The sequence below is a fragment of the Flavobacterium cupreum genome (assembly GCF_003996965.1).
In the GTDB taxonomy this organism is placed as follows: Bacteria; Bacteroidota; Bacteroidia; order Flavobacteriales; family Flavobacteriaceae; genus Flavobacterium; species Flavobacterium cupreum.
Window position 1 is genome coordinate 118,327 of sequence record NZ_QWDM01000018.1, and the last position, 12,058, is coordinate 130,384.

Consider the following 12,058-nt stretch of genomic DNA (forward strand, 5'->3'; position numbering starts at 1 on the left):
AGGAAAAGATACTGTGAAGCATCTTTTTTTTTTTTGCTTAATTTTAATGATATAAGAGGCAACTTATCGAATATTTTTATGGAGGCAACTTTGTTTAGAATTAAAAAAAGAATCAAGTTTAGAAGATAATTTCTATTGTAGTTCCGTTTCCTGTGCTTGAAGTAATTTTCAATTCTCCATTCAGTGCTTTAGTTCTCTCATTGATGTTTTTCAAACCAATACCCTGTTTTACCTTTTCAACGTTAAAACCAATACCGTTATCCCAAATTCGGATTGTTATTTTGTCACCTGTTTTTAGAAGCATTACATAGCATTTTTCAGCTCTTGAATACTTATTTATATTTTGTATACCTTCTTGAATTATACGGTAAATATGTATTTTGCTATCAGTTGAAACCATCGACCAGTTAATGTATTTGTCGATTGTTAGATCAAATTTTGTGTTGAAATGATTCTGTTGGGGTTCTACTAAATGGGTTATTATTTCAGGTAAATTTTTGTCTTCAAAAAGTAGGTTTTGTGTTAAGTCATGAGAAACTTTTCGTATTTCATTTTCTGCCTTCTCAAGTTCTTTTACCAATTGCTCTTTTTTATAGGTTTGGTTTGGTTCGAGTTGAATTAAATTAAAACGAGTCGTAAAAATACTATTCACTATACCATCGTGTAATTCCATTGCGATACGGTCTCTCTCTTCCTTGCGAGCTTCTTCGGTCTTTGATTGTTGTTTTAACATTAATTGATAAATTTTTTCATTTGCTTTTTGCTGTTCCTGTGTAAAGAGCAACTCCTTGTTTTTTGACTTAAGCCTGTATACAAAGAAGATAGCCACCAAGAGGGTAAAGAATACGATTGACGCAATAATTATATAAGTGTTGCGCCTTGTTAATACTTCATTTTTTTCTTCTAACTGATCCGTTTCATAGGCAATTCGAGCAAATTTGTTACGGGTCGTCCTTTCTACTGCATGTATGCTGTCATTAACTTTGAAATATAAATTGGCAAAATAGGTTTTATTTTTAGTGTCATTCTCTGTTAATAATTTCAATGAATTAAGAATATCGTAATTGCTTTTTATTTTTTTTGACAAAACGTATCCTTCTTTAATAAATTTTAGAGCTTTGAGGGTGTCTTTCTTGTAGAGATAATACTCCCCAATTGCTATTTTACTCGATATAATACCCTGTTTTATTTGAAGACTATCTCGAATTCTTAATGATTCAAAAAACATTTCCTTTATTCCTCTGTTGCTACCGGATTTCATTTCAGAATAAGCCAGATTGTTTAGCAACATTGCATATAGCTTTGGCTGATTTTGTTTTAAATCCTTCGTTTGTAATCCTGCTTTGTATAAAAGAATCGCCCTCTTATAATCTTCCATTTTCTTATAAACTCCACCCATATTATTGTAAATGGACGTTCTAGATTTAATCACTCTTTCTTTAGAATAACCTTCACTGTCCAGTTTGTCCAGTTGTTTTAGAGCTAACTCAAAATATTGTAAGGATTTTTTATAATTGTTTATTTCTTCTACCGAAAGTCCTAATAAATTATAGCACTCATAAGTCAATCTTGTATTATTAGTTTTAGAAAGGAATCTCAAAGCTGTTACTACTTCGATTTCACTTTCAGTAAAGTTTCCAGCATCATATAATATCCCCGCCTTATATAGTGCTGTTCTGCCTATATTTAAAGTATCTTTAATGCTTTTGTATAATTTTTCAGATTTTGCATAATAATAGAATGCACTATCCAATTGTGTTTTATCGTCATAATAATCACCCATATAATAAAGAGATTTCGATATATGGGAGCTATCGTTACCCTTAACAGATAATTGGTAAATATTTCTAGTTACATTTAGATACTTATCTAGTAAATTAAGATCGTAATATTTGACTGCAACTTTAAAGCATAAATTTCTTGTTACAGAATCATTTTGGAGACTCTGCAGCTTATCACACAAAGTATCCAAATATTTTTCCTTTAAATTGTCATTAAATGATTCATCTTCAATGTTCTCTATAAGCTTTGAAATATCTTTTTTATTCCCATATTCAAATTTCTTTCTCTGACAAGACACGATCAGTAACAAGAAAGTAGTTAGCACAATTATTTTTAATTTTGTTTTCAATTTTTAATAAAATTTATAAATCTCATCAAAAATAAAGATTAAAAACCAGACAATCCGTTTTTAAAACGTGTTGCCTGATTCATTATTATAATTTTTAATCTTTTACTTTATCTTTATCGTTATCTCCGTAATCTAAAGTGTTAATTGTACCTGTTGACAAGCTATCGATGGCTGTACGGGAGAATTGATTTTGATTTTCTGCATTGATTTTTTTAACATCTTCCATACTGTCAACAGAACAAGAAGAAATAATAACAAAAATGGCCATACAGCCAAACATAAATAATAGCTTTTTCATTAAAAATGGTTTAAAAATTAGGAAATAGTTTATGTGGCAACCTTGCAAAATGCAGTTGTCATTTTTTGTAGAAAAAGCTGGGAATTAGCCGTTATCTGGTATTGAGCATGACATTGATTTTTAATGCAATGTTCCCTCATTCTCAACACTAATTTTAGAAGCCTCTGTTGATTTATCAATTGAAATCGGTACAAATTAACAGTTAAAAAAGTATTGATTTTTCGAATTTTAGAAGGTTATAGTGAACTAGGCTATTCTGATAGTTTCATTGGAATTCTAAAGGGTGAAACTTTATGTTTTAAACGGCAGGAAGTGTTGAAATAAGTTCTTATAGCGACAAAAAGAGTTTGCAAAAGAGAGTCTAAATATCCATTTTACGGATTATGGCATCAATATTGCCCCTATAGCTTAAAGAAAACGGGAGCGCTTCATTATAATTCAAATAGCATTTTGATTTACTGAAATGAATTCGAGATACGTAGTGGATATTAACGATATAACTTTTATGTATCCTCAAAAAATAAAATGGCAGGCTGTTTTCGAAATGCTTTAATGTTTTGTATGCATTAACGGTTTTCCCACTAGACAATTGAATGTCAGTTGTGTTGTTGTCCGCTTTTAAATAAACAATATCCTGTAATGCTACAAATTGATAGTCACTGTATGATTTAACACAAATAGTGGAAGTGGTATTGGGCGGGTTTCTTTTCTCAAATTTAAAAAGACATTTCCCTAATTGATGTAAGTGTGATGGTTTAAGGACATAATCACTGATGCCAGATTGTATCGCCTCAAGAGCATAATCCGGTGATGAAGCCAACGCTATAAAATAAGGCATCGAATCAAGATATTGATGTAATTCCAGTATTGTTGAAAAAGATAAACCTTTATCTTTGGCTCCAAATGGAACATCTATTAGTACTAATTGTGGTTTCAGTTTGCAGATTTGTTCAACAGCAGTCTCGCTATTTTTTATTTTCCCTACACAAAAATAGTTTGGGAAATTTTCGAAGAGTCTCATAGTTTCCTCAATAGAAAGTTCATCATCGTCAATAATGAGAAAAGAATAACGCATATTTGTGGCGGGTATAATAAGAGTAATGCAATCTAGATAAGAAAACATTTTTTTTGTTGCAGAAAAACTGCCTATTTTGTTAAAGTTAAATGATAAAATAAATGAATATACTTGTGGTAGATGACCACCCTATGACGGTACAAGGCTATATTAATGCGCTTAGCAAGGATGATTTTGCATCACTTCAGCCTATTTTTAATACCGCATATAATTGTGAGGAAGCACATAACTGTGTTTTAAAGGCGAATTGTGAAAAGCAACCGTTTGATTTGGTTTTAATTGATCAGGGTTTGCCTGGATATGAATCAAAAGCCATTAACTCTGGTAGTGATATGGTTTTGTTCATTAGAAAAAACATGCCTAATTGTAAAATTATAATGATTACAGCGCATACAGAGGTGATTATTGTTTATGATATGGCCAAGAAAATACGCCCAGAAGGTCTTATTATAAAGAATGATATTACCCCAAACAATTTACCAATAGTTGTAAAAGAAGTAATGCAAGGAAATCAGTATCAAAGCCCTACGGTAAAAAGCTGTATTAATGAAATATGGAAAAAAGAATTAATGGTTGAAGATTATAACCGACAAATTCTTTTTTACTTATCCAAAGGTTTTAAAATAAAAGAGCTAGAACCAATAATTTATCTCACCACTAGCACTATCCAAAAGCGCATTATCAAGATGAAAAAAGCTTTTGATGTAACGGACGATATTGGTCTCGTTAAAGAAGCGATAACGCAAGGTTTTGTTTAACACTTCTTCAATTTTAACATATTTTACTTAAAAATAACCTTCTTTGTTAAAGGTTGTTTTTGTTAGATCTGTATTCCATTTCTTATTTATACTTTCGGCATAGAAATAAATAGATAATGTCTATTCTTCTTGCTGAATTAAAGTATAAAGATGAAAAAAATATCGAAGAACTATTTTATTGCTGTTTTAATATTGACGTTACTACCTGTATTATCATACTCTCAAATAAAAATTAAAGGTCAAATTCTAAATTCTGAAAATAAACCAGTTGAATTTGTCGAAGTACTACTTTGTAGTTCTGATTCAATAGTAATAAAAAGTGAATTTTCTGATGAAAACGGGAATTTTACAATAGAAACTAATATAGGTAACTACAGGCTGAAAATAAGTCAATTGGGAAAAATAATGTTTGAGAGAAATATCGAGTTAAGTAAGGATTTAAATCTTGAAACTATTAAAGTTAATACAACTAATCAATTACAAACTGTAGTTGTAAAGAATAAAAAGAAATTGATTGAACGAAAAGTAGATCGATTGGTTTTTAATGTCGAGAATTCTATTTCGGCTATTGGAGGCGATGCGACCGATGCATTAAAAGTTACCCCGGGTTTAAGAATTGAAGAGGATCAAATTTCTATGATAGGCAAAAGTGGAATGTCAGTGATGATTGATGATAAGCTTATCAAATTATCGGGGGATGATCTGATAAGCTTTCTCAAAGGAATTCCGTCTGGTAACATCAAGAGTATTGAGGTGATTTCTAATCCACCTGCAAAATATGATGCTGAAGGAAATAGCGGAATCGTAAACATAAGATTGAAGAAAGCAAAAACGAATAGTATAAGCGGTAATTTAAAAACTTCGTATTCACAGGCCAAATATCCTTTAGGAACTTTGGGCGGCGGATTAAATTATCAAAAGGATAAATTAACAGTTACTTCAAATATTAATTATAATAACGGAAGTACGGCACCATATCAGGAATACACAATATTTTATCCTAAATATACTTGGTTTGAAACCAATAAGGTTAGAAGTTTTCAAAATAATTTAAGTGGCGGAGTTACTTTAGATTACCAAATTAATTCAAAGACAACGATGGGATTACAGTATTCAGGAGCTTCAAACAAACCTATTCGTAAAGGATTAAATACATCAAATATTACAAATAATAATTTTGTTTTAGATTCTTTAATTGTTACTCCATCTCGTCTTGAAATCGAAAGAAACACACAGTCAGTAAATTTTCATATAGTAACAAAAATTGATAGTACAGGTCAAAAACTTTCTGCTGATGTTGACTATTTTAAGTACACTTCAGATTTGAATAATAAATTTAGCAGTAATACTTTTTTGCCTAATGGTAACAAAGTTCCTAATAGATATATAGCCGCAAACAATCTGAGCAATCAGGATATTGACATTTATTCGGCTAAAGTTGATTATGACTTGCCATTGAAATGGGCAGATCTTTCTTTTGGAGGAAAAGTCTCTTTTATAGATAATAGTAGTACTGTTTCTTATTTTAATACGGCAAATCCTGATCCAATTTATGATCCATCAAAAAGTAATATTTTTGATTATACTGAAAATACGCAAGCCGTTTATATATCCGGAAGTAAAAGCTTATCGAAAAAATGGGATGTGCAATTGGGTTTAAGATTAGAAAACACACAAACAAAAGGATTTTCTGAAACGCTTAATCAGACAAACGAAAATGATTATTTAAAACTTTTTCCGACTTTATATTTAACATATAAGTCATCTGAAAACAGCACTTTTGGATTTAATTATAACAGAAGAATCGACAGGCCGGGTTTTTCAAAGTTAAATCCATTTAGATTCTATACTTCTTCTTTTAATTATACAGAAGGAAACCCTTTTTTGCAACCTTATTTTACGGATAATATTGAATTCTCAAATACCTATAAAAATCTTTATAGTTCTGTTTATGCTTATTATTTAAAAAATGGTTTTGATGAAGTGGCTTTTGTTTCGGCTGGATCCATTACTCAAATTGTAAGGCCTATTAATTTTTATACGGAAAAAAGTATTGGATGGGTTGAGAGTTACACTTTTAATAAATGGAAATGGTGGGAAAGCAATAATCAATTGAATGTATATTACTCTCAAACGACTTCTGATATCCCAAATGTGCTTCCTAATATTGAAAGCTGGACTTGTTCCTTTAATTCGACAAATGTTTTTACTTTAAACAAAGCTAAAACTATAAAGTCAGAATTGAACTTTACGGGTAAAACTCCGGCAACTGCGGGAAGTTATAGGACATCTGGTTTTTATTATTTTGATATGGGTTTCAGTTTTTTATTTCTTAAGAATAAACTTCAGACATCTGTCAATTTCCTGGATTTATTTAGAACTCAAAAGAAAACATTTACACAAAATGTCAATGGTATAAAACAAGAAAATTATGATTATCGCGACACGCAAAAAGTTAGAATTTCGCTAGTTTGGAATTTTGGAAAATCATTAAAAACTCCAAAGAAAAAATTAAGCAATGAAGAAGAGAAAAAGAGAACTAATTAATATAGATCAATTCAAGCATTGAGTAGTTTGTTTTAATTAGTACAAAAGAAAAATGTCAACAATATACTTGCAAGGATACACCAACTCGGATCTAATGTGTTAAAACTTTGATTAACTAAAACCTTTAAACATTTTTATCATGAAAAAGACAAAATTTTCAAAAAAAGACCAGGAAGTACTTACTAAATCTTTATCGTTATTTCAAAATAACAGACTAAAAGATATCATGGATCTATCAGGAGCGAAATCCGTGCCTTCATTCTCTAGATCTACTTGGGAGAGATCAGTAGAAAATTAATTTTTAGGAGGGAGTTATTTTTTAACTCCCTCCTTCCCAAAAAAAAAGATTATGCCAAAAAACACTGATAACTTAAAATGTCGTTTTGCAGTAGTTAAAGTTGCAAGCAGATGTAATTTGAATTGTACATATTGTTATGTGTACAATCAAGGTGATAACACATATCTGACTCAGCCTAAGGTTATGAGTTTAGAAGTTGTTAAATCACTGATATACAGAATAAAAGAGCATTGTTTAGAACATGATATAAAGACTTTTACATTTATAATTCATGGGGGAGAACCTTTATTGGCGCCAAAAAGTTTTTACGAAAACTTAGTTGCAACATCAAATGAAATTCTGGAAGGTACTGGTATTAAGTTAAGATTTACAATGCAAACGAACGGTGTTCTTCTTTCGAAAGAATGGTGTGAGTTGTTTAATAGATTAAAAATATCGATTGGAATAAGTATCGACGGCCCAGAATTATATAATGATATGTATCGCATATATCATTCCGGTAAAGGATCTTATCATGATATTGTTAAAGGAATTAAACTTGCCAATGAATATTCAAGCGTACCTGTTGGAGTACTTTCGGTTATTAATATAGATATTGAGCCTGAAATGCTTTATGATATGTATCTCTCTCTGGATATTTCTTCTGTTGATATTTTATTATCAGACGGGAACTATGAAAATATTCCTGAAAAATTGGCGCTGGATTTAGAAAATAATACAACTCTACATGCTGATTGGATGATAAAAATTTTTGATCTATGGTTTAATGACACTACAAACAATTTAAAAATTGGTTATTTTGAAAGAATAATGTTAAGTGTTTTAGGTTATGATGTTTCAGCGGATAGTATGGGAAACAAAAACACTGATGTTCTTGTAATCGAAACTAACGGAGATATTGAATCACTGGATGTTTTAAAAATATGTGGAGATGGCTTTACAAAAGGAGATGCAAACGTAAAGATTAGCAGTTTTGATGATGCTTTACAAACGCCTTTGGCAAAGACATATCAGTTAAGTCATAAAAATTTGTCTCCTCAATGTGAAAAATGTGATGTCAAAGAAATATGTGGCGGAGGATATTTGCCTCATCGTTTTTCTCATGACAAAAGTTTTGATAACCCAAGTATTTACTGCTCCAATCTTATAAAGTTGATAGTTCATATACAAAACTGCATTATATCAAATTTACCAGAGGAAGTAATAAGAGATACTATGATTACCAAATTGGATTATGGAAAACAAACAGAAAGTATAAGCTAATTAATATGGAAGATCAATCATTAAATATATCTCTTGCACGTCATGCATTATTATTTTCGGATCAAAGTTGTGATATCTTTACAATTGTAGAAAATAAATTTAATCATTTTGTAAAAGACCATTTTTCTACATTTATTAAAGAAAATAATTTAGAAGAAGAGTATAGCAAGTTAAATCCTAAACAGAAAAAACATTTATTACAAACTCCGGAAGTGATAAATAAACTTTTATGGAAAGGTAATTATAAACCAGACCAGCTAAAGGCTTTTTTTTCTTATGCGATGGAAATGGAAGCGGCTAAGTTAAATAAGAAATTTGACTATGCCGAATACTCAGATAGTTCATGGGCGCTGGACGGATCATTTTTTATCAACCATACGGGAGATGATAATTTTGATACTTTTTCGACACCTTATTTATCAGACACCAAAATTCCAATTGATTGTTTTAGTATTTACAATAGAATTGATGAAGAACATATGCCTAAAGAATGGTTGTCGACAACCTATGATTATTCAGAGGCCGAAGAATTAACAGATAATTTAAGTGAGATATATGACCGTTTTGATCCCATTGTAAAACGATTGATTCAAAAACATATTTATACAATACTATTAAGAAAAATACCTGAAAAACAAACACTTTTTACATCAGGATCAGATGGAGGTTACATTGGAAGAATCGTTATTTGCAATGGTCATACTGTCGAAGAGAGCGTAATTGTAGATGCATTAGTACATGAAGCAATTCATGGATTGTTGTACATGATTGATGAGCTTAATGTTTGGCAGCCTGATAGAGAGTTATCTAATGAAATAGGAAGAACCGTAGTTTCGCCTTGGTCAAATAATTTTATAACAATAAGAAATTTGGTTCAGGCAATTTACGTTTGGTACGGTTTGTATAATTTTTGGGAGAAATATGGACACACAATATCTGAAACTTATAGAGCGGATAGATTAAAATTAATCAGCAAAGGTTTCTTACTGCTTGATCTTAATCCTTATAAAGAAATTTTAAATGAAAAAACATTTACAGAATTATGTTTAATAAAAAATGGTTTCGCTTAAAAAAATTTCCTTTTTATTATCAACTTTCAAGTACAGATTGTGGATTCGCCTGCATGCGAATGATTAGTGACTATTATGGTAAAGCTTATTCTGATGAAAATTATTCTGATGATCTTCAATACAATGGGATATCTCTTAGCAAACTAGAACTTTTTGCGACGTCTTTGGGCTTTAGTTCTTTAGTTGCTAAAACAGATTATAGTTCTTTGGTAAATAATGCTCCCGTTCCGTTTATTGCCTATTGGAATCAAAATCATTTTATCGTAGTGCATGATATTAATGATGATAAAGTTCAAGTTGCAGATCCTGAATTTGGTAAAGCCACATATTCAAAGGATGAATTCGTAAAAGGCTGGTCACAAAATCAAGAAGAAGGTGTTGTTTTATTGTTAGAACCAATTGATGAAAACGAAAAAACAAACAATTCAGGAAAACAAACAGGAGGAAATCTACAGTATGTAATTCAATATTTAAAGAATCATAAAAAGCAATTGTTTTTAATTGCTCTGACATTATTTGTATCTTCTTGTATCGAGCTTGTTTTTCCGTTTTTCTCGCAAAAAATTATAGATAAAGGTGTAGGTCTAAAAAATATATCACTTATTTATTTGATTCTATTTTCTCAAATTACCTTATTCATTAGTAGAGTTAGTTTAGAATTTTATAGATCATGGCTTTTTATACATATTAGCAGCAGGATAAGTTTATCTATAATTTCTGATTTCCTTATTAAATTAATGAAATTGCCGCTTAAATTTTTTAATAGTAAAAACATTGGAGATTTAACGCAAAGAATTAATGATCACAAAAGGATTGAAGGTTTTTTATCAAAAGATCTTATTCAGACTGTTTTTTCCATTTTTACAATCGTAATTTATTCATTCGTATTATTATATTTTAATTTAAATATTTTTCTAATTATCTGTATTTGTACAGCATTAGAACTGTTATGGATATTTAGTTTTTTAAAGAAAATTAAAATTTTAGACAAAAAAACATTTTCACTAGATTCCAAAGATCAAAATAAGATTTACGAGCTAATTAATTCAATGCACGAAATCAAATTGAATAATTTGGAAGAGAATAAACGAAAGGAGTGGCAAAAAATACAAACAAATATCTACTTAAATAATATTGATAAACTTAAAATCAATCAACGATACGAGAGCTATAGATTCATTAGTTTTCTTCAAACAATATTAGTTGTATTTGTTTCTGCAATTGCGGTAATGAATGGAACTCTTACTATTGGTAGTATGTTGGCAATTATGTATATAATTGGGGGATTAAATATACCTATTAGCCAATTAATAAATTTTGTAATGCAGTATCAATTAGTAAAGGTAAGTTTTGAAAGATTAAATGAAATTCACAATAAACCAGATGAAGAGAATATTAGTAGAGTTACTGAATTAGACGAAATACAAGATGTCAACATAGAAAATTTGAATTTTTCTTATGATAATTCAAATTATATTTTGAAAGATATAACATTAAAAATTCCAAAAGGAAAAACGACTGCTATTGTAGGTATAAGTGGCAGTGGAAAGACTACTCTCTTAAAGCTGCTTCTTAAATTTTATAAACCACAACAAGGCAATATATTTTTAAACGAAACGGCTTTAGAAGAAATTGAAAATAAATTGTGGAGAAATAAGTGTGGAGTAATTCTACAGGATAGTTTCGTGTTCTCCGATACTATTTCGTATAATATTTCTTTAGAAGAAAATCCAAATCAGGAAAGATTATTAAATGCTATTAAACTTTCAAACATTAATGATTTTATTGATAAGTTACCACTTAAGTTAAATACCCTAATTGGAACAGAAGGTATAGGCATAAGTCAGGGACAGCGCCAGCGAATATTAATTGCAAGAGCTATTTATAAAAATCCGGATTATTTGTTTTTTGACGAAGCTACCAATTCTTTAGATGCAAAAAATGAAAAAATTATTGTCGAAAATATAGATGGTTTTTTTAAAAATAAGACAATGATCGTGGTTGCACATAGATTATCTACTGTAAAAAATGCAGATCAAATAGTTGTACTGGATAACGGGGAAATTATTGAAATAGGTAATCACAATGAATTAATAAAAAGTAAAGGGAAATATTTTGAATTGATACAGAATCAATTAGAATTAGGACAATGATGAAAAAAAATGAAAATGATATATTTGGTAAAATACCCAATAAATTAACTTTTATTGGAATTGTAATATGTATATTAAGTATAGTATCGCTAGTCTTCGCTATTAATGTTTTATTTTATTAGTTAAACTATACTTGCTGCTAGTTATGTTGTTATACCAAACAAAAATATAAAATAGTTTGTTTTTTTATCCTCACCCCTGCCCTCTCTTTTGGAGCTACTGTGTACCCACAAGTATTTTTAGACACAAATTACACGAATTAATACAAATTTGGATGTCGTATTATTGCACGAATTTCTCAAAAGCAGATAAAAATAGATATAATTTATTTTTGTGAATTATTGCAAATTCCGGTTATATTGATCACCCCATTCCGTTTTAAAGTGAGCACCTGATTCCAGTTCAAAATGACCACCTAATTCCGGTGCAAAGTGAGCACCTCCGTTTTGATTAAAAACTATATTT

9 protein-coding genes are annotated in these 12,058 nt (G+C 29.8%); 6 read left to right on the plus strand and 3 right to left on the minus strand.

Going from position 1 to position 12,058, the window contains the following annotated elements; all coding sequences use genetic code 11:
• Positions 1-118 precede the first annotated feature (118 nt).
• The 3 genes from D0817_RS21545 to D0817_RS21555 form a co-directional block, all read right to left on the minus strand.
• A complete protein-coding gene (locus D0817_RS21545; protein ID WP_127340415.1) occupies positions 119-2,131 on the minus strand; it encodes a tetratricopeptide repeat-containing sensor histidine kinase in 2,013 nt (670 codons plus the stop codon).
• Between the two features lie 94 nt (positions 2,132-2,225).
• On the minus strand, positions 2,226-2,429 hold the full coding sequence (locus tag D0817_RS21550; protein WP_127340416.1) for a hypothetical protein: 204 nt from the start codon (positions 2,427-2,429) through the stop codon (positions 2,226-2,228).
• Between the two features lie 361 nt (positions 2,430-2,790).
• Positions 2,791-3,552, minus strand: a complete 762-nt coding sequence (locus D0817_RS21555; protein WP_127340417.1) for a LytR/AlgR family response regulator transcription factor — start codon at positions 3,550-3,552, stop codon at positions 2,791-2,793.
• 53 nt (positions 3,553-3,605) lie between these two features.
• Between D0817_RS21555 and D0817_RS21560 the strand changes: the two genes are divergently transcribed.
• The 6 genes from D0817_RS21560 to D0817_RS21580 all read left to right on the plus strand — a co-directional run bounded on the left by D0817_RS21560 (position 3,606) and on the right by D0817_RS21580 (position 11,593).
• Positions 3,606-4,262: a response regulator gene (locus D0817_RS21560; protein ID WP_127340418.1), complete on the plus strand. Its 657-nt coding sequence runs from the start codon at positions 3,606-3,608 to the stop codon at positions 4,260-4,262.
• Between the two features lie 150 nt (positions 4,263-4,412).
• Positions 4,413-6,809, plus strand: coding sequence for a TonB-dependent receptor domain-containing protein (locus D0817_RS21565; protein ID WP_127340419.1), 2,397 nt, complete (start codon positions 4,413-4,415; stop codon positions 6,807-6,809).
• A gap of 139 nt (positions 6,810-6,948) precedes the next feature.
• Entirely contained in the window at positions 6,949-7,107 is a 159-nt protein-coding gene (locus D0817_RS25735; RefSeq protein ID WP_161568454.1) for a hypothetical protein, read from the plus strand.
• Positions 7,108-7,158: 51 nt separating this feature from the next.
• Entirely contained in the window at positions 7,159-8,370 is a 1,212-nt protein-coding gene (locus D0817_RS21570; protein WP_127340420.1) for a radical SAM protein, read from the plus strand.
• 5 nt (positions 8,371-8,375) lie between these two features.
• Entirely contained in the window at positions 8,376-9,440 is a 1,065-nt protein-coding gene (locus D0817_RS21575) for a hypothetical protein (RefSeq protein WP_127340421.1), read from the plus strand.
• Positions 9,413-11,593 (plus strand): peptidase domain-containing ABC transporter, encoded by a 2,181-nt coding sequence (locus tag D0817_RS21580; RefSeq protein WP_127340422.1) that lies wholly within the window; start codon positions 9,413-9,415, stop codon positions 11,591-11,593. Before D0817_RS21575 ends, D0817_RS21580 begins: the two co-directional genes overlap by 28 nt.
• Positions 11,594-12,058: the final 465 nt, after the last annotated feature.

What these genes read in the sequence shown, in the direction of transcription:
- D0817_RS21550 (WP_127340416.1), bottom strand. Translation starts at nt 2,429, where the DNA reads ATGAAAAAGCTATTATTTATGTTTGGCTGTATGGCCATTTTTGTTATT.
- D0817_RS21555 (WP_127340417.1), bottom strand. Translation starts at nt 3,552, where the DNA reads ATGTTTTCTTATCTAGATTGCATTACTCTTATTATACCCGCCACAAAT.
- D0817_RS21560 (WP_127340418.1), top strand. Translation starts at nt 3,606, where the DNA reads ATGAATATACTTGTGGTAGATGACCACCCTATGACGGTACAAGGCTAT.
- D0817_RS21565 (WP_127340419.1), top strand. Translation starts at nt 4,413, where the DNA reads ATGAAAAAAATATCGAAGAACTATTTTATTGCTGTTTTAATATTGACG.
- D0817_RS25735 (WP_161568454.1), top strand. Translation starts at nt 6,949, where the DNA reads ATGAAAAAGACAAAATTTTCAAAAAAAGACCAGGAAGTACTTACTAAA.
- D0817_RS21570 (WP_127340420.1), top strand. Translation starts at nt 7,159, where the DNA reads ATGCCAAAAAACACTGATAACTTAAAATGTCGTTTTGCAGTAGTTAAA.
- D0817_RS21575 (WP_127340421.1), top strand. Translation starts at nt 8,376, where the DNA reads ATGGAAGATCAATCATTAAATATATCTCTTGCACGTCATGCATTATTA.
- D0817_RS21580 (WP_127340422.1), top strand. Translation starts at nt 9,413, where the DNA reads ATGTTTAATAAAAAATGGTTTCGCTTAAAAAAATTTCCTTTTTATTAT.